Origin of the sequence: Ruminococcus sp. RTP21484sp1_RTP21281st1_A8_RTP21281_210402 (assembly GCF_040914025.1) — a bacterium.
In the GTDB taxonomy this organism is placed as follows: Bacteria; Bacillota; Clostridia; order Lachnospirales; family Lachnospiraceae; genus Blautia_A; species Blautia_A faecis.
The window spans coordinates 38415-61634 of sequence record NZ_JBCPGE010000021.1 but is presented as its reverse complement, the minus strand read 5'-3'; the positions used below and the strand labels follow the sequence as shown (position 1 = coordinate 61634).

At 44.9% G+C, this 23220-nt stretch carries 20 protein-coding genes; 17 read left to right on the top strand and 3 right to left on the bottom strand.

The annotated features are described in order from the left end of the window. Nucleotides 1-55: 55 nt before the first annotated feature. From pepT to AB5170_RS11575, 15 genes are all read left to right on the top strand, one after another. Entirely contained in the window at nt 56-1273 is a 1218-nt protein-coding gene (gene pepT, locus AB5170_RS11645; protein ID WP_173716022.1) for a peptidase T, read from the top strand. Nucleotides 1274-1468: 195 nt separating this feature from the next. Further along, complete coding sequence (locus AB5170_RS11640) at nt 1469-1612, top strand: hypothetical protein (RefSeq protein WP_173716023.1); 144 nt, start codon at nt 1469-1471, stop codon at nt 1610-1612. Nucleotides 1613-1996: 384 nt separating this feature from the next. After that, entirely contained in the window at nt 1997-2944 is a 948-nt protein-coding gene (locus tag AB5170_RS11635) for an L-lactate dehydrogenase (protein ID WP_118578135.1), read from the top strand. Nucleotides 2945-3232: 288 nt separating this feature from the next. Then, nucleotides 3233-4027, top strand: a complete 795-nt coding sequence (locus tag AB5170_RS11630) for a CoB--CoM heterodisulfide reductase iron-sulfur subunit B family protein (RefSeq protein ID WP_118578136.1) — start codon at nt 3233-3235, stop codon at nt 4025-4027. After that, nucleotides 4027-4428, top strand: a complete 402-nt coding sequence (locus AB5170_RS11625; protein ID WP_368361384.1) for a 4Fe-4S dicluster domain-containing protein — start codon at nt 4027-4029, stop codon at nt 4426-4428. Before AB5170_RS11630 ends, AB5170_RS11625 begins: the two co-directional genes overlap by 1 nt. Before the next feature lie 7 nt (nt 4429-4435). Next, entirely contained in the window at nt 4436-6424 is a 1989-nt protein-coding gene (locus AB5170_RS11620) for a CoB--CoM heterodisulfide reductase iron-sulfur subunit A family protein (RefSeq protein WP_173718187.1), read from the top strand. Further along, entirely contained in the window at nt 6415-6858 is a 444-nt protein-coding gene (locus tag AB5170_RS11615; protein WP_118578139.1) for a hydrogenase iron-sulfur subunit, read from the top strand. The genes AB5170_RS11620 and AB5170_RS11615 overlap by 10 nt, the downstream gene beginning before the upstream one ends. Next, a complete protein-coding gene (locus AB5170_RS11610) occupies nt 6846-7820 on the top strand; it encodes a 4Fe-4S dicluster domain-containing protein (RefSeq protein ID WP_368361385.1) in 975 nt (324 codons plus the stop codon). Before AB5170_RS11615 ends, AB5170_RS11610 begins: the two co-directional genes overlap by 13 nt. A gap of 3 nt (nt 7821-7823) precedes the next feature. Further along, the gene (locus AB5170_RS11605) at nt 7824-8885 is read left to right on the top strand and encodes a 4Fe-4S dicluster domain-containing protein (RefSeq protein ID WP_368361386.1); all 1062 of its coding nucleotides are present in this window, start codon (nt 7824-7826) and stop codon (nt 8883-8885) included. After that, the gene (locus AB5170_RS11600) at nt 8885-9739 is read left to right on the top strand and encodes an FAD/NAD(P)-binding protein (protein ID WP_021924662.1); all 855 of its coding nucleotides are present in this window, start codon (nt 8885-8887) and stop codon (nt 9737-9739) included. Before AB5170_RS11605 ends, AB5170_RS11600 begins: the two co-directional genes overlap by 1 nt. Before the next feature lie 271 nt (nt 9740-10010). After that, complete coding sequence (locus AB5170_RS11595) at nt 10011-10685, top strand: 2Fe-2S iron-sulfur cluster-binding protein (RefSeq protein ID WP_118578143.1); 675 nt, start codon at nt 10011-10013, stop codon at nt 10683-10685. Nucleotides 10686-10700: 15 nt separating this feature from the next. Further along, on the top strand, nt 10701-12314 hold the full coding sequence (locus AB5170_RS11590) for an FAD-dependent oxidoreductase (protein WP_368361387.1): 1614 nt from the start codon (nt 10701-10703) through the stop codon (nt 12312-12314). A gap of 39 nt (nt 12315-12353) precedes the next feature. Next, nucleotides 12354-13196, top strand: a complete 843-nt coding sequence (locus AB5170_RS11585) for a fumarate hydratase (RefSeq protein WP_187565083.1) — start codon at nt 12354-12356, stop codon at nt 13194-13196. Nucleotides 13197-13198: 2 nt separating this feature from the next. Continuing rightward, a complete protein-coding gene (locus tag AB5170_RS11580) occupies nt 13199-13765 on the top strand; it encodes a Fe-S-containing hydro-lyase (RefSeq protein ID WP_118578146.1) in 567 nt (188 codons plus the stop codon). Nucleotides 13766-13921: 156 nt separating this feature from the next. Next, a complete protein-coding gene (locus AB5170_RS11575; RefSeq protein ID WP_118578147.1) occupies nt 13922-14611 on the top strand; it encodes a YoaK family protein in 690 nt (229 codons plus the stop codon). Nucleotides 14612-14768: 157 nt separating this feature from the next. On the opposite strand, the gene AB5170_RS11570 is transcribed toward AB5170_RS11575, so the two are convergent. Continuing rightward, nucleotides 14769-16160 (bottom strand): sodium-dependent transporter, encoded by a 1392-nt coding sequence (locus AB5170_RS11570; protein ID WP_173736136.1) that lies wholly within the window; start codon nt 16158-16160, stop codon nt 14769-14771. A 492-nt stretch (nt 16161-16652) separates the two neighbouring features. Here AB5170_RS11570 and pflB point away from each other — a divergent pair, with 492 nt between their 5' ends. Both pflB and pflA read left to right on the top strand, forming a co-directional pair. Next, nucleotides 16653-18908: a formate C-acetyltransferase gene (pflB, locus tag AB5170_RS11565; protein ID WP_294432604.1), complete on the top strand. Its 2256-nt coding sequence runs from the start codon at nt 16653-16655 to the stop codon at nt 18906-18908. 105 nt (nt 18909-19013) lie between these two features. After that, nucleotides 19014-19742 (top strand): pyruvate formate-lyase-activating protein, encoded by a 729-nt coding sequence (gene pflA, locus AB5170_RS11560; protein ID WP_173736138.1) that lies wholly within the window; start codon nt 19014-19016, stop codon nt 19740-19742. Nucleotides 19743-20085: 343 nt separating this feature from the next. On the opposite strand, the gene recQ is transcribed toward pflA, so the two are convergent. Together recQ and AB5170_RS11550 are read right to left on the bottom strand one after the other, a co-directional pair. After that, the gene (recQ, locus tag AB5170_RS11555; protein ID WP_330590190.1) at nt 20086-22023 is read right to left on the bottom strand and encodes a DNA helicase RecQ; all 1938 of its coding nucleotides are present in this window, start codon (nt 22021-22023) and stop codon (nt 20086-20088) included. A gap of 114 nt (nt 22024-22137) precedes the next feature. Beyond that, nucleotides 22138-22686 (bottom strand): TetR/AcrR family transcriptional regulator, encoded by a 549-nt coding sequence (locus AB5170_RS11550; RefSeq protein ID WP_148461099.1) that lies wholly within the window; start codon nt 22684-22686, stop codon nt 22138-22140. Nucleotides 22687-23220 lie beyond the last annotated feature (534 nt).

Genomic DNA, 23220 nt, shown 5'->3' with positions numbered 1-23220 from the left:
TTATTTAGCCGAGCTGCTTGAAAATAAAGAATACATGAGAAGGAGAAAAGCAAAAATGCGTGCATACGAACGTTTATTAAATTATGTGAAAGTATATACCACAAGCGAGGATGAGCAGGAGAACGTGCCATCCACCAGCCGCCAGTTTGACCTGGGAAACCAGTTGGCAGAGGAACTGAAAAAGATAGGAGTTCAGGCTGTGCGCATTGATGACAAGTGCTATGTTTATGGTATAATCCCGGCAACAGAAGGACTTGAGGATAAGCCGGCCATTGGTTTTATTGCACATATGGACACGGCACCTGATTTCTCAGGAGAGAACGTAAATCCTCAGATCATCCCGAATTATGACGGTGGAGATGTGAAACTGGGAGAGAGCGAATATGCCCTTACTTTGAAAGATTTCCCACACCTTTCCTCTTTAAAAGGCAGAACCTTGATCACTACAGATGGAACTACGCTTCTTGGGGCTGATGACAAGGCTGGTGTAGCAGAAATCATGACTATGGCAGAGCAGATTATCACTGAGAACATTCCTCATGGAAAAATCTGCATCGGTTTTACCCCGGATGAGGAGGTCGGCTGTGGTGCAGACTTCTTCGATGTAGAAGGCTTTGGGGCTGATTTTGCCTACACCGTAGACGGCGGCGCTGAGAATGAGATTGAATACGAGAACTTCAATGCCGCAGGTGCAAAGGTAAAGATCAAAGGCTTTTCCGTACATCCAGGCAGCAGTAAGAATACCATGATCAATGCAGCGCTGGTTGCCATGGAGTTTAACAACATGCTTCCAGCAGGAGATACTCCGGCCAATACAGAAGAGTATGAGGGATTTTTCCATCTCTGCGAAATGAGCGGAGATGTATCCACGGCAAGCCTTGACTATATCATCCGCGACCATGACAGTGCCATGTTTGCCTGCCGCCAGGAGATGATGTGGCATATTGCCAAACTTCTCAATGAAAAATATGGTGAAGGTACTGTGACGCTTACTATGAAAGAGCAGTATCGTAATATGAAAGAGATGATTGAGCCCTGTATGCATCTGATCGATAATGCGAAGAAGGCTGTGCAGCAGTCCGGACTGAATCCTGAGACAGTTGCAATCCGCGGCGGCACAGATGGCGCAAGACTTTCCTTCATGGGACTGCCTTGTCCGAACCTTGGAACCGGCGGTTATGCCTTCCACGGACCATGCGAACACATTACCGTTGAAGGAATGGATTATGCCGTGGAGAATCTGAAGAATATTGTGAAGCTGTACGCCTACTGATTCGGGCAAGAAAAAGCATTGGTGAGATCCATGATTTTTTAAACATGTTTTAGAAAAAAGCATCTGTCGAATCGTAACTGACAGATGCTTTCTTCTTCTCAAATTTAAACAAAATTTTACATGTCCGAGACAACAAGTTGCTTTTTTTCCTTATAATTATCTTGAGAAAAAAGCTAAAAAGGAGAACTGATCTACTTGAAGTACCAGAAAATTGTAAATAATAAGGAAATTAATGCATATCTGAAAAAGGGAGACGCCAATCTGGGGACAATGGGATTTACAGAAGTAATCTACATAAAATCATACAAAACAGAGCCCCTATATTTATGCAATATGTAGAAGCCCCAAAATAATGATAAAAATTAAAAAAAATAGTTGTTAAAAGATTGTCATTGTGGTATCTTAATGAGAGCGGAGAAAACCAATATTTTATGCGGAGACGAAGAGGGAAAAGTCCTTTTGTTGAGAATTGTTTGTCAAGAAACACATAGTGACATGACTTGAACCAGGAAAACAGGAAGAAAATTCTCTGTGTTTCTGGTTTAGGCCATGTCACAAGGCAGAAAATAAAGTTTTTACCCGCTTTTTTTCTAACTGTGATTGTTAAAAAATAAACAAGAAACAAAGGACATCACACAGGGAAAACCAACCAATCCCACGGAAAAGTAACAAAACAGAGGGAAAAGTTGACACAATCCCACAACCCCATGAAAGGAGTTTTTTATGAGCAGCAAAATTACCATTATCGGAGCTGGAAGCGTTGGCTCCACTATCGCTTACACACTGGCACACGATGAGATCGCTTCCGAGATTGTTCTGATCGACATCAACAAGGAGAAGGTTGAAGGAGAGGTTATGGACATTGAGCAGGGAACCTGCTTTAGAAGCCCTGTATCTCTGGTGGCCGGAGATTACGCAGATGCCAAAGATTCAGACATCGTGATCATTACTTCCGGAATCGCCCGTAAACCAGGACAGACACGAATTGAGCTTACTCAGACAAACGTAAACATTCTGAAGAGCATCACTCCTCAGATCGTAAAAGAAGCTCCAGACGCAAAGTATATTATCGTAAGCAACCCGGTAGATATTATGACCTATGTATTTACCAAGATTTCCGGTCTTCCGGAGAATCAGATCATGGGATCCGGAACTATTCTTGATACAGCAAGACTTCGCTATGGACTTTCCGAGCACTTCAAAGTAGCCCAGGGAAATATCCACGCTTATGTTTTTGGCGAGCACGGAGACACCTCCTTCATTCCATGGACAGGCGCTTACATTTCCGGTCTCAGCACAGATGAGTATTATGAAGAAATGAAAGCTCACGGCAAGGATGTGAAACCTCTGGATAAAGAAGCCATGCTGGAATATGTACAGAAATCCGGCGGAAAAGTTATTGCAAAGAAAGGTGCAACCTTCTACGCAGTATCTGCTACCGTTTGCCAGCTGGTAGGTCTGATCCTGGCAGCTTCCGATTCCCTTGCAACTGTATCCTCCATGCTTCACGGTGAGTATGGGATTGAAGATGTGTGCCTGAGTACCCTTACTCTTGTAGGACCAAATGGAACACAGGGAAAAGTTCAGATGCGTATGAATAAAGAGGAAATTGCATTGCTGAAGAAGAGTGCCGATGCCCTGAAGGAAGTAATCGCACAGATTGAGCTTTAAAAGTTATTGTTCCCAGATATTATTCCGCGAAGCAGACAGATGTGAACGGAAGAAACAGTAATTTTTCACCTTAGCTTTGTAGAGTGCATTTTGTAAAGAAAAAAATAATTTCAAGTGCAGAATCGAAGCATTACATTCAACTATACCAGCAAAGACATCCCCGGCTTCTATCGCGGAAAGCGGTAAGTCGGGTTCCACTTTGCGAAAGCAACCCAAATAGCTGCTGTTTACATATGTGAATTTAGAAAAACACATTTAGTGAACAGTGACAAGAAAGGAACAAGAAGCATGAAGTACAGTTATTATCCAGGATGTACCCTGAAGAATAAGGCAAAAGATCTGGATGCTTATGCCAGAGCTTCTGCAAAAGCACTGGGCTTCGAAATGGAAGAGATAGAAGACTGGCAGTGCTGCGGCGGTGTATATCCTCTTGGCAGCGATGAGATTGCCACCAAGCTTTCTTCCGTCCGGGCTTTAAACGATGCAAAAGAAAAAGGACAGGATCTGATCACAGTCTGTTCAGCCTGTCATCATGTGCTCAAACGTGTGAATGACGACATGAAAAACGTGGACGACATCCGTACCAGAGCCAATAATTATCTGAAACTGGATACTCCATATGAAGGAGAGACAAATGTCCTTCATTATCTGGAAGTACTCCGTGATGAAGTTGGATTTGATGAGATCAAAAAGAAAGTGGTAAATCCTTTAACTGGCAAAAAAATCGGTGCATATTATGGCTGCCTTCTTTTAAGACCAGGAAAGATCATGGCATTTGATAATCCGGAGAATCCAACCATTATGGAAGACTTCATCCGTGCCCTTGGCGCAGAACCTGTGGTATACCCATACCGCAATGAGTGCTGCGGCGGCTACATTTCCCTGAAAGAAAAAGAAATGGCACAGAATATGTGCGAGAAAATCATGGACAGTGCAAAAGGTTTTGAAGCAGATATGCTGATCACAGCCTGTCCACTTTGCATGTATAACCTGAAAAAGAACGGAAACGGCGATCTTCCTGTTTACTATTTTACAGAACTTCTTGCAGAAGCTCTTGGAGTAAAAGAGGAGGTGGCGAAGTAATGGCTTATACATATGGAAATACCCAGAATGCAGCAGAGCGAATCAAAGAAATTTCCGGAGTAAATCCCCTGAAATGTATGAAATGCGGCAAATGCTCCGCAACCTGTCCTGCATTTAACGAGATGGATATCAAGCCTCACCAGTTTGTAACTTATGTACAGAACGGCGACATTGAAGCTCTTGCACGGTCAAAATCCTTATGGAAATGCCTCTCCTGCTTTGCGTGTGTAGAACGCTGTCCAAGAGATGTTAAACCGGGAAAACTGATCGACGCAGCCAGACAGCTGGTTGTCCGCGAGCGTGGGCAGAACTATCTGACCGCAGACGAAATTCCGGAGCTGCTTGATGAAGACACACCGCAGCAGCTGCTGGTAAGTGCATTCAGAAGATACAGGAGGTGAGAAACAGGTGCAGAGAATAGGTGTATTCGTATGTCATTGTGGTACAAACATTGCAGCCACAGTTGATGTGAAAAAAGTAGTAGAGATGGCAGCAAAAGAGCCAGGTGTTGTTCATGCGGAAGATTATCAGTACATGTGCTCCGAAGCAGGACAGGCCAAGATCATCAACGCCATCCATGAAAAAAATCTGACAGGAATCGTAGTCTGTTCCTGTTCCCCGCGTATGCATGAGGCTACCTTTAGAAAGGCAGCACAGAAAGCGGGATTAAACCCATATATGGTAGAGATTGCCAATATCCGTGAGCATTGCTCCTGGATCCACAAGGATATGGAAGAGGCTACCTTAAAGGCAGTGATCCTTGCAAGAGCCGCAATCGCAAAAGTAAATCTGGATGCTCCTCTTCAGCCAGGCGAGAGCCTTGTAACCAAACGAGCTCTTGTAATCGGCGGAGGTATTGCCGGAATCCAGTCAGCCCTTGACATTGCAGAGGCTGGTTATGAGGTTGATATTGTGGAGAAGCTTCCAAGTATCGGTGGAAGAATGTCCCAGCTGGACAAAACCTTCCCAACTCTGGACTGCTCCGCGTGTATCCTTACACCGAAGATGGTAGAGGCAGCAGCACACGAGAAAATCAACATCTATACATACAGTGAAGTTGAGAAGGTAAGCGGCTTTGTAGGTGACTTCACCGTTGATATCCGCAAGAAAGCAAGAAGCGTGGATATGAGCAAATGTACCGGATGCGGCGTTTGTTCTGAGAAATGTCCGTCCAAGAAAAATCCAAACGAATTTAACCGCGGTCTGAATAACAGAAGTGCTATCTACATTCCGTTCGCTCAGGCTATCCCAAATGTTCCGGTAATCGACCGTGAGCATTGTACCAAATTTAAAACCGGAAAATGCGGTGTCTGCTCCAAGGTTTGTGCCGCAGGTGCAATTGATTATGAGCAGAAGGATGAGATCGTTACACAGAAATACGGTGCAATCGTGGTTGCAACCGGTTTTGACGTGATTCCGCTGGATAAATATGATGAGTACGCTTACAGCCAGAGTAAGGACGTTATCACCTCTCTTGAGCTTGAGCGTATCATGAATGCAGCAGGACCTACAAAGGGTCATCTTGAGAGACTTTCCGATGGAAAAGCTCCGAAAAACATTGTATTTGTACAGTGTGTGGGAAGTCGTTGCTCTGATGAAAGAGGAAAGAGCTACTGCTCCAAGATCTGCTGTATGTACACTGCAAAACATGCAATGCTGATCCGTGACAAATACCCGGATACAAATGTAACTGTTTTCTACATTGACGTTCGTACTCCAGGCAAAAACTTCGATGAGTTCTACAGAAGAGCTGTTGAAGATTACGGTGTAAATTATGTAAAAGGCCAGGTTGGAAAGGTAATCCCACAGCCGGATGGAACTCTTATGGTTCAGGCTTCTGACCTGCTTGAAAATAAACAGATCCTTATGGAGGCTGATATGGTGGTTCTTGCAGCTGCCATCGAGCCAAACAAGGATGTAAGAAAAATTGCAACTATGCTTACCGCAAGTATTGATACCAACAACTTCCTCACAGAAGCACATGCAAAGCTTCGTCCGGTAGAGTCCCCTACAGCTGGTATTTTCCTTTCCGGTGTCTGCCAGGGACCAAAGGATATTCCGGAGACCGTTGCACAGGCTGGCGCAGCAGCAGTGAAGGCAATCGGCCTTCTTGCAAAAGACAAGCTGACCACCAACCCATGTACGGCACATTCTGACGAGCTTCTTTGCAACGGATGCTCCCAGTGTGCAAATGTGTGTCCGTATGGTGCGATTTCCTATGAGGAAAAACAGGTAAATGACCACGGAATCCGTGAGACAAGAAGAATTGCTGTTGTAAACAATGCTCTTTGCCAGGGCTGTGGTGCATGTACCGTAACCTGCCCGTCCGGAGCAATGGATCTCCAGGGATTCTCCAACAGACAGATTTTAGCGGAGGTAGATGCAATATGTCGATAGAAGCAAAAGAAGAATTCAGACCGAAGATCGTGGCATTCTGCTGTAACTGGTGCAGCTACGCAGGTGCAGACCTTGCAGGAAGCAGCCGTCTTTCTTATCCGGCTGATGTAAAGATCATCCGCGTACCATGCTCCTGCCGTGTAAATCCAATGTTTATCCTCCGTGCCTTTGAAAAAGGTGCTGACGGCGTGATCATGTGCGGCTGCCACCCGGGAGACTGCCATTACACAACCGGAAACTATTACGCGAGAAGACGTATGACCCTTCTTTTCTCCATGCTGGATTTCATCGGTGTGGAAAACGGCCGTACCCGTGTTGAGTGGGTATCTGCCGCAGAAGGTGTAAAATTCTCCCAGACTATGAATGAATTTGTGGAAAAAATCCATTCTCTGGGTAAAAACGTCAGATTGGAGGATTTAAGATGCAGGAACTGATCGCTCGTGCAAAAGAACTGCTGGCTGATGGAACCGTAGCACGTGTTCTTGGCTGGAAAGCCGGAGACCTGCCTTACAATCCGGAAGCAGCATATTTCGAAACTGCAGAAAGCCTGGATGAATTTGTCTACAATGGTTTCTGCGGACAGAATTTAAGTAAAATGATGATCGAGGCTTCCAAATTAGAGGGAAAAACTCTTGTCTGTCTGAAGCCTTGTGATACCTACAGCTTCAACCAGCTGATCAAGGAGCACCGTGTAGATCGCGAAAAAGCCTACATTATCGGTGTTGGCTGTAAAGGAAAGCTGGATGTGGAAAAGCTTCGTAAAATGGGCATCAAGGGAATCCAGAGCATTTCCGGCGCTGAGCTTATCGATGATTGTGAAACACTTAACGTTTCCACAATCTACGGAGACAAGACAGTAGCTTACAAAGATGCTATGTTGGAGCGCTGCCATGTATGCAAAGGAAAAGAGCACATGATCTACGACGAGATCATCGGCGAATCCAAGGATACAAAGGATGCAGACCGTTTCGCAGAAGTTGAGAAAATTGAGAAAATGAGCCCGGAAGAGCGCTTCGCATTTTTCCAGAAGGAGCTTAGTAAATGTATCCGCTGTAATGCATGCCGTAATGCATGTCCGGCCTGCAGCTGCCGTAAATGTGTGTTCGACAGCACCAAGTTTGACAGCGCACAGAAGGCAAATGTGGATTCCTTTGAAGAAAAAATGTTCCACATTATCCGTGCATTCCACGTTGCAGGAAGATGTACAGACTGCGGTGAGTGCAGCCGTGTCTGCCCGCAGGGTATTCCGCTTCATCTGTTTAACCGTAAGTTCATCAAAGATATTGATACTTTCTACGGTGAATATCAGGCAGGAGCAGATGCTGAGTCAAAAGGCCCGCTGACCAGCTTTACATTTGATGATGTAGAGCCAGGTGTAGTGGCAGAAAGGGGATAATGTATGTATAAGATTGAAAAAGAAAATCTGGAAGCATTATTCCGGAAAATCGCAGAAAGCCAGGATCTGATCCTTCCGGTCAAAAAGGCAGGACAGACCAACTTCGGCCTTTGGAATGAAGGAGAAGAGGCAGACCTTGAGACCTTGAAAACCGTAAAATCCGGCAAAGATGCCTTTTTCCCACAGAGCGAAACACTTTACACCTGTGTTCGTGATGGAAAGAAGCTGACCGTAGAGCCGGAAGAGCTGAGAAGCCGTCCGTTCGTTGTATTTGGCATGAAAGCCTGCGATGTAAAAGGTGTTGCAGTTCTGGATAAGGTTTTTCTTGCTGATCCTGTTGATACCTTCTATGCAGCAAGAAGAGATCATGGAACCATCGTTGCCCTGGCTTGTCATGAGCCGGAGGAATCCTGTTTCTGTAAGGTTTTTGGAACAGATGCAGCAAATCCGGAAGCAGACGCCGATGTAAAAGGAATTGCCGATGTAGCAGCCTGGATGGTGGAGGGAAACCTTTACTGGAAAGCCCTTACGGAAAAAGGAGAGGCTCTTACAGAAGCTGTAAAAGAACTTCTTACCCCGGCTGACGGCGATCAGGCAAAAGTGGATGCTGAAAAAGAAGCAATCCATAACATTGTAGAAAAGCTTCCATATACACATCTTTCCTTGGAAGGCTGGGATGGAAACGCCACAGATGAGAAGTTTAATTCTCCTGTCTGGGAGACCTTATATAAACCATGTCTGGCATGCGGAACCTGTACCTTTGTATGTCCGACCTGCCAGTGCTACGACATTAAGGATTACGACACAGGACACGGTGTAAAGCGTTACCGCTGCTGGGATTCCTGTATGTATTCCGATTTCACAATGATGGCTCACGGAAATAACCGTACCAGCCAGATGCAGAGATTCCGTCAGAGATTTATGCACAAGCTTGTATATTTCCCTGCTAATAACGACGGTATGTACTCTTGTGTAGGCTGTGGCCGCTGCGTGGAAAAATGTCCGTCATCTTTAAATATCGTAAAGGTGATCAAGGCTTTTGAAAAGCATGGAGGTGAAAAGTAATGAGCGAGTGTACCTGTCATAAAAATTATACTCTGGATACTCTGATCCCGCAGGTTGGCGTGATCACAGATATTCATGAGGAGACTCCGGATGTAAAAACATTCTGTGTAACAGCACCGGATGGAGGAAAGCTTTTTGAACATATGCCTGGACAGTGTGCCATGGTTTGTGCTCCTGGTGTAAGCGAAGGTATGTTTTCCATTACTTCCTCTCCTACAAATAAAGAGTATCAGGAATTCAGTATTAAGAAATGTGGTGAGCTGACCTCTTATCTTCACAGCCTTCAGGTGGGAGATGAGATCACAGTCCGTGGACCATACGGAAACCATTTCCCGGTAGAGGATAAGTTGAAAGGCAAAAATCTTCTCTTTATCGCCGGAGGTATCGGTCTTGCACCACTTCGTTCCGTGATCAATTACGTGCTGGACAACCGTGATGACTACGGCACTGTAGACATCCTCTACGGTTCCCGTTCCGCAGACGATCTTGTAAAATTAAAAGAGATCCAGGAAGTGTGGATGAATGCAAAAGACGTAAACGTCTATCTGACCATCGACCGTGAGCAGGAAGGCTGGGACGGACATGTAGGTTTCGTACCGACTTATTTAAAAGAAATCGGCTTTGATACCAACAAAGTCGCATTAGTCTGTGGACCGCCGATCATGATCAAATTCGTACTTCAGGGCCTTGAGGAGCTTGGATTTACAAGAACTCAGGTTTATACAACACTGGAGCTTCGTATGAAGTGCGGTATTGGTAAATGCGGACGTTGTAATATCGGATCTAAGTACGTATGTAAAGATGGTCCGGTTTTTAGAATGGACGAGATCGATCAATTACCTGACGAGTACTAAACTTTTTAATCTTAAGAAACTTTCGAATAAATGAATCAGTTATTGCCAGTACACAGACTTGGGGAATGGGTATCTCGCTAAGATGCCCATTTCAGGAGCGGTTTTAGCGGCGCTGAAATCCAGCGCTTACGAAGACTTAGAAGTGAAGGCTCTCCTGAACTCCTTAGTCGCAGTTAGCGATTAGTTCAGCAGAGCGTTGCGACGGGCACGTGCGGGATACCCATTTCACAAGTCGTACGGGTTGAATAAGTAGAAGAAAGGACCCCACAACATGGAAAATATGGTAAACGTATATTTCTTCGGTAAAAAATACACCGTACCAGCTGACCTGACCATTATGACGGCCATGGAATACGCCGGATACACTTTAAAACGCGGCTGCGGCTGCCGTCACGGCTTCTGCGGCGCCTGCGCCACAATCTACAGAATCAAAGGCGACAACGAACTGAAAACCTGTCTTGCCTGTCAGACACAGGTACAGGAAGGCATGTATGTAGCAAGCATCCCGTTCTTCCCTACAGACAAGAGACTCTACAACATCGAAGACCTTCAGCCAAACCAGCAGGTCATGATGGAGCTCTACCCGGAAATTTACAGCTGCATCGGCTGTAACGCGTGTACAAAAGCATGTACCCAGGGCTTAAATGTAATGCAGTACATCGCATATGCGCAGAGAGGTGAGCTTGAGAAATGCGCAGAAGAATCCTTTGACTGCGTAAGCTGCGGATGCTGTTCCGTAAGATGTCCGGCAGGTATCTCCCATCCGATGGTAGGTCTTCTTGCAAGACGTCTTACAGGAAAATACATTGCTCCTAAGAGTGAGCATCTTGAAAAACGTGTAGAAGAGATCCATGAAGGCAAATACGATGATCTGATCGAGCAGATCATGCAGAAACCGATCACAGACATGGAAGAACTTTATAACAACAGAGAAATTGAGAAATAAGGAGGGCATAAAAACATGTACGCACCATATCCAGAAAATATGATGGAATCCATCAAAAAGGTAGAGGCTACAAGAGCACAGCGTATGGCAACAGAGCCAAGACGTCTGAGCGCTGATGAGAAAGATGCTCTTCTTAAGAAATTCCATCCAGACTATAACCCGGATGCATTTGCAGAAATCAAAGTAGGACCAAACAAAGGACAGAAGGCACCACTGGAGCTGGCAGAAATGCTTCACTCCGAAAGCCGTCTTCTGAATGAAAAAATTGACCTTAACAAAATCGATTATGATGTAGATGTACTTGTAATCGGCGGCGGCGGTGCAGGCTCCTCCTGTGCCATCGAAGCACACAATGCAGGTGCCAACGTTATGATCGTGACCAAGCTTCGTATCGGTGATGCCAACACCATGATGGCAGAAGGCGGAATCCAGGCAGCTGACAAAGAAAACGATTCTCCTATACAGCATTATCTGGACTGCTTCGGCGGCGGACATTTTGCTGCAAAACCAGAGCTGGTAAAGAGACTTGTAATGGAAGCTCCGGATGCAATTAAATGGCTGAATGATCTTGGCGTTGAGTTCGACAAAGAAGACGATGGAACCATGATCACCACACACGGCGGCGGAACATCAAGAAAGAGAATGCACGCTGCAAAGGATTATTCCGGATCTGAAATCATGCGTACTATCCGTGACGAGGTTCTGAACCTTGGCATTCCGGTAGTAGAATTTACTTCCGCTGTGGAGCTTCTGAAAGATGAAAAAGGACAGACAGCAGGTGCTGTTCTTCTTAACATGGAAACCGGCGATTACTCCGTCGCAAGAGCAAAAACAGTTGTCATTGCAACTGGCGGGGCAGGAAGAATGCACTATCAGGGATTCCCTACCTCTAACCACTACGGCGCAACCGCAGATGGTCTTGTACTTGGTTACAGAGCAGGTGCTTCCCTTCTTTATCAGGATTCCATCCAGTACCATCCAACTGGTGCCATTTATCCGTCACAGATTCTTGGCGCGCTGGTAACAGAGAAGGTTCGTTCCGTTGGCGCACAGCTTGTAAATGCAAACGGAGAAGCCTATATTCACCCTCTGGAAACCCGTGATGTCAATGCTTCCGGTGTTATCCGTGAGTGTGAGGAAGGCCGTGGCGTAGAGGTTCCTGGCGGACTGAAAGGTGTATGGCTGGATACTCCGATGATCGAGATCCTTGGAGGCGAGGGAACTATTGAGAAGAGAATCCCGGCAATGTTCCGTATGTACATGAACTACGGCGTTGATATGAGAAAAGTGCCGATCGTGATCTATCCTACTCTTCACTACCAGAACGGTGGTCTGGAAATTGATGGAGACGGATTTACAAAAGAAATCCCGAACCTTCTGGTTGCAGGAGAAGCTGCAGGCGGAATCCACGGAAGAAACAGACTGATGGGCAACTCTCTTCTGGACGTAATCGTATTTGGAAGAAATGCCGGTAAAAAGGCTGCTGCAAAATGCAAAGAGGTAGAGCTTGGAAAAATGAATCTGGATCATATTTACGCATATGAGAAAGAGTTAAAAGCAGCAGGAGCAGAGACCGATAAAGTATCTCCATTACTGCTTCCAAACTACGCCCGCCACGAGCAGAGATAAAAATGAAATAAATATTATAAAAGAAGGGAGCTTACCAAAATGCGTGAAGTAGAAGTAAGCAGACTTACAGATGTCATCGAAAAACTCTGTATCGAAGCAAACGAACATCTTCCGGAAGACGTAAAATGCGCTATCAAAACATGCCGCGCATGCGAAGACGGAGAGATTGCCAAGGGTATTCTTGACAATATTATCGAGAATTTTGATATTGCAGATAACGAAAATGTACCGATCTGTCAGGATACAGGAATGGCATGTGTGTTCCTGGAAATCGGACAGGATGTACATTTCACAGGTGGAGATCTCACGGATGCAATCAATGAAGGTGTACGCCGCGGATATACAAACGGATATCTTCGCAAATCTGTTGTAAAAGATCCTGTACGTCGTGGAAACACAGGAGACAATACACCGGCTATGATTTATACAGAAATCGTTCCTGGCGATAAAGTGAAGATCACAGTGGGCCCGAAAGGCTTCGGAAGTGAGAATATGAGTATGATTCGTATGTTCAAGCCATCTGCAGGACTTCAGGGAATCAAAGATTTCATTCTGGAAGTTGTTGAGACAGCAGGCCCGAATCCATGCCCTCCGATGGTTGTAGGGGTTGGAATCGGTGGAACCTTTGACAAATGTGCTCTTCTTGCAAAGAAGGCACTGATGCGTCCTCTGGATTCCCACAATCCGGATCCATTCTATGCAGAGCTGGAAGATGAAATGCTGGAGAAAGTAAACAAGCTTGGAATCGGACCACAGGGCTTTGGCGGAAAGACCACAGCCATCGGTCTGAATATTGAGACAATGCCTACTCACATTGCGGGAATGCCATGTGCAGTCAACATCAACTGCCACGTTACCCGCCACAAAACGGAGGTGATCTGATCATGGAAAGAAGACATATTACACTGCCTCTGACGGAAGAACTGGCAAAAACCCTTCACGCAGGAGATCAGGTTCTCCTTACCGGAACCATCTACACATCCCGTGACGCAGGTCACAAGCGTATGTGTGAGGCTCTTGCAAAAGGCGAAAAGATTCCTTTTGATCCAACAGATGCAACTATTTATTATGTAGGTCCAACTCCTGCAAAACCAGGTCAGGTCATCGGATCTGCCGGACCAACTACCAGCGGCCGTATGGATGCCTACGCACCAACCATGATGTCTGTAGGAGCCCGCGGAATGATCGGCAAAGGAGCGCGTCTGCCTGAAGTAGTAGAAGCCATGAAAAAATATCACGGTGTTTACTTCGGAGCCATCGGCGGTGCCGGCGCCCTTCTTGCCAAATGTATCAAAAAAGCGGAACTTATCGCATACGAGGATCTGGGCGCAGAAGCTCTCCGTAAGCTTTACGTAGAAGATATGCCCCTTGTAGTCATTATTGACAGCGAAGGCAACAATCTTTATGAAGAGGGAAGAAAAGAGTATCTGGAAGCGCATAAAGAAAACTAATAATTGTGACGGAAATCCAGCAGAAAGTCTTTTTCAAATACGCTCCAGGCATATAAGATATATATACTCCACATATCAAAATAGATGTTTACAGAAAGCATTATTTATTCTATAATCTGAAGATATGTATACGAAAGACGAAAGAAGGAGCTTATTATGGACCATCATAAAAGGGTACAGACCTCAGAAGCATTCATAAACAGTGCATTCCTTGCAGTGTCAGGAGGATTTCAGGATGCCTATACCTATTTTACCCGCGATGGCGTTTTCTCCAACGCCCAGACCGGAAACGTGGTACTGATGAGTGAGCGGTTTATGAACGGCGAAGTGAAAGCAGGATTGCATTATCTCATTCCCCTGACCGCATTCTTTCTTGGAGTTCTGTTAGCGGAACGCATTCAGGAAAAATTCCGCTATGCCAGACGCCTTCACTGGCGCCAGGGAATCCTTCTGGTAGAGATCATCCTGCTGTTTCTGGTTGGCTTCATCCCAGGGAACCTGAACGTGCTTGCCACCACCCTGGTATCCTTCTCCTGCGCCCTTCAGGTGCAGACCTTCCGAAAGGTTGAAGGAAATGCCTATGCCAGCACCATGTGTATCGGAAATCTGAGAAGCGGCACTGCCGCTCTTTCCGCTTACATGCGTGAAAGAAAGCCACGCCTGCTTCGTCAGGCCTTATGCTACTTCGCCATTATTTTCCTGTTTGCCATTGGCGCAGGAATTGGCGGCAGACTTTCAATGGCTTACGGCGAAAGAGCCATTTGGGTATCCAGCATCCTGCTTCTCATCAGCTTCCTTTTAATGTTTATTGAGGAAATCGAAGAGGCAGAACACCGCTGGCAGTGAGAAATTAATAAAGCTTCAGTATCTTTACAATTACAAATTATAAAAAACATCCAGTCTCCATACAACGATGGCAGGCTGGATGTTTTTTTACAATATAATCTTTCGCAAATTGTGAGGCACATCTTGCGGAAAGTCTTCTTCAAACATGCTCCGCAGTTTAAGATAAAATCCCTGTAGACTGTAAAAACAGAATAAACATCATAACCGGTGCAACAAAGCGGATCATGACACGGTACAATTTTTTCCTGCGGAACTTATCCCCGCTTCTTTCCATTTCGCTAATCACATAATCCGGCGTTACGACCCAGCCGATGAGAATCGTGGAAAGCAGTGCAATAAACGGCATCATAACACTGTTGCTGATGTAATCCATAATATCAAGAAGCTGTCCCACAGAACCGTTCGGAAGCTTCACTTCCACATAGAAAATGCTGTATCCCAAAGCGATAACTGCGGAAGCTGCAAGGTAGATCACAGATAAAACAAGAACTGTTTTTTTACGGCTGGTATGAAAAATTTCCATGCAGTTTGCAGTAATAGATTCCAGTACGGAAATACAGGAAGACAAGGTTGCAAAAATAGCAGTTACGAAAAACAGGATTCCTACGAAGGTACCAGCTTTTCCCATTGCAGAAAATACCTTTGGCAGGGAAATAAACATCAGGCTTGGTCCGGCACCCATTCCTTCAGTGCCGGAAAACACATATACAGCCGGGATGATCATGGCACCTGCAAGAAAGGCAACACCTGTGTCAAAAATTTCAATCTGATTGATCGCTTTGTTCAGGTTCACTTCAGGTTTTACATAGGAGCCGTAGGTGATCATAATTCCCATGGATACACTGAGTGAAAAGAACAGCTGGCTCATGGCATCCAGCAGAATCTGCAGAAAACGATGCACAGTCAGTCCTTCAAGGTCAGGCGTCAGGTAGTAAAGAAATCCCTGTAAGCCGGTGCGAAGCTGACCGGAAGCATCCGTATGTGAAATCGTAAGAGAATACACTGCAATCACTACGACCAGAACTAGCAGGACCGGCATCATCCATTTGGATACTTTTTCAATCCCCTTTTCCACGCCATTGTATACAATGAAAGCAGTAACACCCATGAAAAGCAGTGCGAAGATCACCGGTGAAGTGGAAGATGTGATAAAGGCTGTAAAATAGTCATCTGCGGCAGCTGCCTGTGCCTGACCGGTTATGTATACCACCGCATATTTGGTGATCCATCCGCCAATTACCGCGTAATAGGTCATAATAAGCACTGGTACAAGGAATGTAAGGATTCCCAGAAACTTCCATCTGGGATGCATCTGGGTATAGGCTCCGATGGCACTCTTCTGTGTACGCCGTCCGATCGCAATATCCGAGGTGAGAAGAGTAAATCCGAAGGTAAGTACCAGAATCAGGTAGATAATTAAAAATAAGCCGCCTCCGTCTTTTGCGGCAAGGTATGGGAATCTCCACAAATTTCCCACTCCTACAGCACTTCCGGCTGCAGCCAGGACAAAACCAAGCTGTCCTGAAAAATGGTTTGATTTCTTTTCCATTACATTTGTTTCCCCCTTAATGTTGTAAGAATAGGATAACATATGACAAGATAATAGTAAAACAAATACTTAAATTTTTAGCAAGCAGAAAGGAGTATAAGTTATTGTCCACTTCGTTCACAGCAACACGCTCCGTGATGGCATTGAACATGGCGATGCAGATAAGACCATCGAGAGCTTCACGAAAATTCATTCGTTAAGCGATAGCCCCCTTCAATTAAGTTGATAAAATTTAACAAAGTATATCGAGAATATTTCTCTGTATTTACTACAGTGAAAATGGGACTTACAAATGGAAAAATGAATTAAAGTACAGAATATAGGACTTATATATAGGGAAATCCATTTTTTACCAGATAAATTGTACTTTATTAAAAGCATGGATCAAACTGATTGACGGCGAAAAAACAATCTCGTATACTACAATCGTTAAACCAATAACAATTCTTCAATATACGCGGAGAACTATAAAATAAAGAAAGAGGTACAAGAATGAAAGATTTTGCACAGTGGAAAGGCTTCGAAGGAAGTCGTTGGAAAGAACAAATTAACGTTCGTGATTTTATCCGTCACAATTATACCCCTTATGACGGAGACGATTCTTTCCTGGAAGGACCGACCGAGGCTACCGACAAACTGTGGGGAAAGCTGCAGGAGCTGCAGAAAGCTGAGCGTGCCAACAATGGTGTGCTTGACATGGAGACAAAGGTTGTCACAGGCCTGACCGCATACGGACCAGGATATATTGCTGAAGACCTGAAGGATCTTGAGAAGGTTGTAGGACTTCAGACAGACAAGCCTCTGAAACGTGCATTTATGCCATACGGCGGAATCAAAATGGCTGAGCAGGCATGCGAAATGTACGGCTACAAGGTAGATCCTCAGATCCACGATATGTTTACAAAATATGAGTTCAAAACACATAACCAGGGCGTTTTTGACATTTATACACCAGAAATGAAAAGAGCACGTCACAGCCACATCCTTACCGGACTTCCGGATACTTATGGACGTGGACGTATCGTTGGCGATTACAGACGTGTGGCTCTGTACGGTATTGACGCTCTGATTGCAGGCAAGGAGAAAGACTTTGCAGACAGCGACCGCCAGGGTATGAGACGTTATGATTTCCAGCTTCGTGAGGAAATCGCAGATCAGATCCGCGCTCTTAAAGGAATGAAAGAGATGGCAAAGGTCTATGGTTATGATATTTCAGAGCCGGCAAAGAATGCTCATGAGGCATTCCAGTGGCTGTACTTTGGATATCTTGCTGCGATCAAGACCCAGAACGGTGCTGCAATGAGTGTTGGACGTATTTCCACATTCCTTGATATTTATATTGAAAGAGACCTTAAGAATGGCGTGATCACTGAGAAAGAGGCACAGGAGCTTGTTGACCACATGGTAATGAAATTCCGTATGGTTAAATTTGCAAGAATCGAGTCCTACAACCAGCTGTTCTCCGGTGATCCGGTATGGGCAACTCTTGAGGTTGCAGGTATTGGTGTTGATGGACGCCACATGGTTACCAAGAATGACTATCGTTTCCTTCATACTCTTGAGGATATGGGACCGGCTCCGGAGCCAAACCTTACTGTTCTTTATTCTTCCAAGCTGCCGGAAAACTTCAAGAAATATGCTGCTAATATTTCTGTTACAACAAGTTCTATCCAGTATGAGAACGATGATGTTATGCGTCCGGTATGGGGCGATGATTATTCTATCTGCTGCTGTGTATCTGCAACTGAGACCGGTAAGGAAATGCAGTTCTTTGGAGCTCGTGCAAACCTTGCAAAATGCCTCCTTTACGCGATCAACGGTGGTGTAGATGAGAAGTTAAAAACTCAGGTAGGACCGGAGTACAAGCCGATCACTTCCGAGTATCTTGATTATGATGAGGTTATGCAGAAATATGACCAGATGATGGACTGGCTGGCTCATCTGTATGTAGGAACCCTGAACATGATCCACTATATGCATGATAAATATTACTATGAGGCAGCTGAGATGGCGCTTATCGATACCAAGGTTGAGCGTTCTTTTGCAACAGGTATTGCTGGATTTTCACATGTAGTAGATTCTCTGTCTGCTATTAAGTATGCGAAGGTAAAAGCTATCCGTGATGAGGATGGAATTACCACTGATTTCCAGGTTGAGGGTGATTTCCCACGCTACGGTAATGATGATGACAGAGCAGATGAGATTGCAAGAAATCTGCTTTCCACCTTCATGGATAAACTGAAACACATCCATACCTACCGTGATTCCAAGCCAACCACTTCTATTCTTACCATTACCTCTAACGTTGTTTATGGTAAAGCTACCGGAGCTCTTCCGGATGGAAGAAAGGCTGGAGAGCCTCTGGCACCTGGTGCAAACCCATCCTACGGCGCAGAGCAGAACGGACTTCTTGCTTCCCTGAACTCTGTTGCAAAGCTTGACTATGAGGATGCACTGGATGGAATTTCCAATACACAGACCATTAATCCGGAAGCTCTTGGACATAGTGATGAAGAGCGTACAGATAATCTGGTACATGTACTGGACGGATATTTCAACCAGGGTGCACATCACCTGAACGTAAATGTATTTGGCAAAGAGAAACTGATCGATGCTATGGAGCATCCGGAAAAAGAGGAGTATGCAAACTTCACTATCCGTGTTTCCGGTTATGCAGTTAAGTTTATCGATCTGACAAGAGAGCAGCAGTTGGATGTTATTGCCAGAACCTGCCACGACAGAATGTAAGTCTGATATTTTAAAATAGTATCGGCGAAACAAAAGGGCATGCAATATAATATATGTTAGAGGTTGCATGTCCTTTTTATAAATATGAATGCAAAGGAATTAGAAATGTTAAAAGGCTATGTTCATTCTCTGGAGAGCTTCGGGTCTGTGGACGGACCTGGAGTGAGATATGTGATTTTTCTTTCTGGCTGTGCTATGCGTTGTCAGTTCTGCCATAATCCGGATACCTGGAATATGACAGATGGAAAAGAGTACACTACGGATCAGCTTTTGAAGACAGCACTTCGGTTTAAGTCTTATTGGGGAGATAAGGGTGGTATCACGGTGAGCGGCGGGGAACCACTTTTGCAGATGGATTTTCTCACAGAGCTTTTCCGTAAGGCAAAGGAAGCGGGAGTCCATACTACTTTGGATACCAGCGGAAATCCTTATACGACTAAGGAGCCGTGGCATTCTAAGTGGCTGGAGCTGATGAAGTATACAGATCTTCTGCTTCTGGATATCAAGCAGATCAATGAGCAGGAGCATGTGAAGCTTACCGGGCAGACCAATACGAATATTCTTGCCATGGCCCGTGAGCTTTCGGATATGGGGAAGCCTGTTTGGATCCGGCATGTGTTAGTACCGGGGGGCAGTGACAAGGATGAGTATCTGCACCAGCTGGCGGATTTTATCCATACACTGAAAAACGTTGAGCGCGTGGAAGTTCTTCCGTATCATACGCTGGGAACCTTTAAATGGGAAAAGCTGGGGATTCCTTATCCTCTGGAGGGCGTGAAACCTCCGACGCAGGAGAGGATTGACAATGCCAGACGGATTCTTGGGGCGATTTAAGAGCGTGAAAGAAAGTAAATAAAACTCCTTAAGGGGAGGCCGTTGCGGACTGGAAATGAGTTTGCGATGGTCTCTTTTAAGTTGCTATTTAATTGGTTGAAAAGTTCATCAGGAGGGACGCATTTGGACAATGTGTATTACTCACTCGCCGGCGCAACGCTGCAGCGAACTAATCGCTAACTGCGACTAATGCGTTCGGGAGAGCCCTCACGCATAAGTCTCCGTAAGCGCTGGATTTCGCTTACGCTAAGAGCGCGCCTGAAATGGCTCGCTGGAGTAATACACATTGCCCAAATGCTGTGTGTCGGCTGGAACTTTTCAACACACTAAATAGCAATAATGTTTAGTGATCAGCAGACTGAAATGCGGATATTTCCTGTAAAAATCGTTGTCCGTATTTCTTAAGTTTGTTCTGTCCTACACCGGATACATTGAGCATTTCATCCTCATTCTGAGGAAGTTTACTGCACATATCGATAAGGGTTCTGTCGGTGAAGACGATGTAGGGAGGGACAGATTCTTCCTTGGCAATCTGGAGACGGAGCTGACGTAAGGCTTCAAAAAGGGCAGAATTGTGGCTGGAGTTTGTGGCGGTGGAATCAGTGGATGAGCTTTCGGTGGAAGCGGAAAAACTGTCCTTTTTGAATGGAGTTTTGTGTTTCTTTGTAGTTGATATTTTCTCTTTTTCTTTGAATTTCTTTATTATGATCTTTGTATTTTTATTTTGTAAATCTGCAATATTTCCTGCTTTTAAAACACTGTATTCTCCTTCTGTCTGGGTGATATAACCCATACGGATCATCTGGCTAATAAGGAGCCGGAGATCGGCTTCAGTGCGGTTCTCTAACTGACCATAGCAGTTGTAGGAGGTGGCGCCAATGTCCTTCAGACGGGCTTTTTTTGAGCCCAGGAGAGTGCCGATTACCAGAGCCTGGCCATAGCGGCCGCGCATTTCGGTGATGCAGCCGACTACCCATTTGGCATCCAGGGTCATATCCAGTTCTTCAAATTCCTGGTGGCAGTTGCCGCAATTATCACAAGGCTGATGTGTGGTTTCTCCGAAGTATTCCAGGATGTAATTGCGCAGGCAGGAGGTGGTCATACAGTAGCCTTCCATAAGCTGGAGACGGCGGGAATCCTGATGTTTTACCTGTTCAATTTCCTGAAAATCCATACCTTCGAAGTCTTTGCTTCCAAGAAGGAGTTTGCTGATCATCACATCCTGGGTGGAAAAGAGAAGGATACATTTTGCAGGTTCACCATCACGTCCTGCGCGGCCAGCTTCCTGGTAATAGTTTTCCATGCTCTGAGGCATGTTGTAGTGGATGACGAAACGCACATTGGATTTGTCGATTCCCATGCCAAAAGCATTGGTGGCAATCACAACCTGAGCGCGGTCATAGATGAAATCATCCTGACTTTTTTTGCGGATATCGTTGCTCATTCCAGCGTGGTAACGGGTTACAGAGACGCCTTGTTTCAATAATTTCTCATACAAAGTATCCACGTTTTTTCTGGTGGCACAGTAGATGATTCCGCTTTCGTTTGGATGGGTTTCTATGTAATTTTGGATAAAGATGTCCTTCTGCTTTCCAGTGAGATGCTCTACCTGGTAGTATAGATTTTCTCTGTCAAAGCCAGTTACAACTATGTTGGGATTTTTCAGTTTCAGTATTCTTGCAATGTCATTTTTTACGACTTCTGTGGCAGTAGCGGTGAAAGCACTGATGATTGGATTGCCAGGCAGCTGTTCCACAAAATCTATGATTTTTAAGTAACTTGGACGGAAATCCTGTCCCCATTGGGAGATACAGTGGGCCTCGTCTACAGTTACCATGGAGATAGGAGTATGGAGTGCGAAGCTTAGAAATGAAGCTGTTTCCAGTCGTTCTGGTGCTACGTAAATAATCTTATAGACACCTCGCGCAGCGAAAGAAAGAGCCTTATTGATTTGTCCCTCAGTCAGCGAAGAGTTGATATAAGCAGCATGGATCCCCGCTTCATTCAGTGACTTCACCTGGTCCTGCATAAGAGAAATCAGCGGTGAAACCACCAGCGTAATTCCTGGCAAAAGAAGCGCGGGAACTTGATAACAAAGAGACTTTCCGGCCCCCGTGGGCATGATCGCCAGCGCATCCCGTCCGCTTAAAATGGTATCTATAATTTCCGTCTGCCCTTCCCGGAAGGAATCATATCCGAAGTAAGTTTTTAAAATTTGTAAGGGAGTTACTGTTGGAGTACCAGAATTCATTTCTTGTATATTCGAATTGTTTGTTGTCAATTTATTGACCTCCTGCGATGAAAATAGGTGACTGTTTAGTAGTTGCAAAGTTGCACACTTCGAGGGTGCTTTTAGTTTTTTATCATATTTAATGTTGCGTGCATTGAGGTGCTTTTATTTTTTTATCATTTTTAATGCTGCCTGCGCCGTCTTGCCTGTAAGTTCTGTAATACTGGAAAGCACTGGCACATCTCCATATTTTCGGTTTTCATAAAACGCATAATAACATCCATATAGAATGTAAGTGAGCATAATATTAATGTCCTTGTCTTCCCGATATTGAGGGTAAGCTCTAAACACCAGCTCCTTTAAAGCAACTTCAATTTTCTGCACCAGGCATTTACTCCTGCTTCCCGAAAACAAAATCCCGATCAGCGAATCCTTTGCCAGAAACCCCATAAACAGTTCCCTGGAAAAAAAAGCAGTATCGTCCAGTACTCTCTCCGGATGAGTGAGATTCTCCATAATTGATACCACAACTTCCGTTTCCAATGTATCCGAGAGATGATAAATATCCTGATAATGTGCATAAAATGTAGACTTATTAATCTGCGCTTTCTCACACAACTCCTTAATCGTAATCCTCTCCAGCTCCTTATGAGAACGCAACTCTATAAAAGCATTTATAATACTCTGTCTGGTTTTTTCAATTCTAATATCCATATAGCGTTATCCTTTATTTTAATTTGCTATTTAGTTGATTAAAAGTTCTTCAATGCGGACGCATTTGGACAATGTGTATTACTCACTCGCCGGCGCAACGCTCCAGCGAACTAATCGCTAACTGCGACTAATGCGTTCGGGAGAGCCCTCACGCATAAGTCTACGTAAGCGCTGGATTTCGCTTACGCTAAGAACGCGCCTGAAATGGCTCGCTGAAGTAATACACATTGCCCAAATGCTGTGTGTCGGCTGGAACTGAGGTTATTTAGGAACTTTTAACGAGGGGAGGGGGAGTGATTGTTTTCCCGAAACTTTCTTGCCAATGATAGATTAGGTAAAACCAATAAAGCTGCGAAGTATCAACCATCTAAATGGGGTATCGAAGACACATAAAATAATATGTCAAGTTCTTTGTTTGCAAAACAGCCCTAAGAATGTGCAAATACTTCATAGAAATTATAAAAGCCGCTAATTTCCGGCAAGATTTCCATAAACTTTCGTTTCCGATACAGTATAGGGAAACCAATCACTCAC

What these genes read in the sequence shown, in the direction of transcription:
- pepT (WP_173716022.1), top strand. Translation starts at nt 56, where the DNA reads ATGCGTGCATACGAACGTTTATTAAATTATGTGAAAGTATATACCACA.
- AB5170_RS11635 (WP_118578135.1), top strand. Translation starts at nt 1,997, where the DNA reads ATGAGCAGCAAAATTACCATTATCGGAGCTGGAAGCGTTGGCTCCACT.
- AB5170_RS11630 (WP_118578136.1), top strand. Translation starts at nt 3,233, where the DNA reads ATGAAGTACAGTTATTATCCAGGATGTACCCTGAAGAATAAGGCAAAA.
- AB5170_RS11625 (WP_368361384.1), top strand. Translation starts at nt 4,027, where the DNA reads ATGGCTTATACATATGGAAATACCCAGAATGCAGCAGAGCGAATCAAA.
- AB5170_RS11615 (WP_118578139.1), top strand. Translation starts at nt 6,415, where the DNA reads ATGTCGATAGAAGCAAAAGAAGAATTCAGACCGAAGATCGTGGCATTC.
- AB5170_RS11610 (WP_368361385.1), top strand. Translation starts at nt 6,846, where the DNA reads ATGCAGGAACTGATCGCTCGTGCAAAAGAACTGCTGGCTGATGGAACC.
- AB5170_RS11605 (WP_368361386.1), top strand. Translation starts at nt 7,824, where the DNA reads ATGTATAAGATTGAAAAAGAAAATCTGGAAGCATTATTCCGGAAAATC.
- AB5170_RS11600 (WP_021924662.1), top strand. Translation starts at nt 8,885, where the DNA reads ATGAGCGAGTGTACCTGTCATAAAAATTATACTCTGGATACTCTGATC.
- AB5170_RS11595 (WP_118578143.1), top strand. Translation starts at nt 10,011, where the DNA reads ATGGAAAATATGGTAAACGTATATTTCTTCGGTAAAAAATACACCGTA.
- AB5170_RS11590 (WP_368361387.1), top strand. Translation starts at nt 10,701, where the DNA reads ATGTACGCACCATATCCAGAAAATATGATGGAATCCATCAAAAAGGTA.
- AB5170_RS11585 (WP_187565083.1), top strand. Translation starts at nt 12,354, where the DNA reads ATGCGTGAAGTAGAAGTAAGCAGACTTACAGATGTCATCGAAAAACTC.
- AB5170_RS11580 (WP_118578146.1), top strand. Translation starts at nt 13,199, where the DNA reads ATGGAAAGAAGACATATTACACTGCCTCTGACGGAAGAACTGGCAAAA.
- AB5170_RS11575 (WP_118578147.1), top strand. Translation starts at nt 13,922, where the DNA reads ATGGACCATCATAAAAGGGTACAGACCTCAGAAGCATTCATAAACAGT.
- AB5170_RS11570 (WP_173736136.1), bottom strand. Translation starts at nt 16,160, where the DNA reads ATGGAAAAGAAATCAAACCATTTTTCAGGACAGCTTGGTTTTGTCCTG.
- pflB (WP_294432604.1), top strand. Translation starts at nt 16,653, where the DNA reads ATGAAAGATTTTGCACAGTGGAAAGGCTTCGAAGGAAGTCGTTGGAAA.
- pflA (WP_173736138.1), top strand. Translation starts at nt 19,014, where the DNA reads ATGTTAAAAGGCTATGTTCATTCTCTGGAGAGCTTCGGGTCTGTGGAC.
- AB5170_RS11550 (WP_148461099.1), bottom strand. Translation starts at nt 22,686, where the DNA reads ATGGATATTAGAATTGAAAAAACCAGACAGAGTATTATAAATGCTTTT.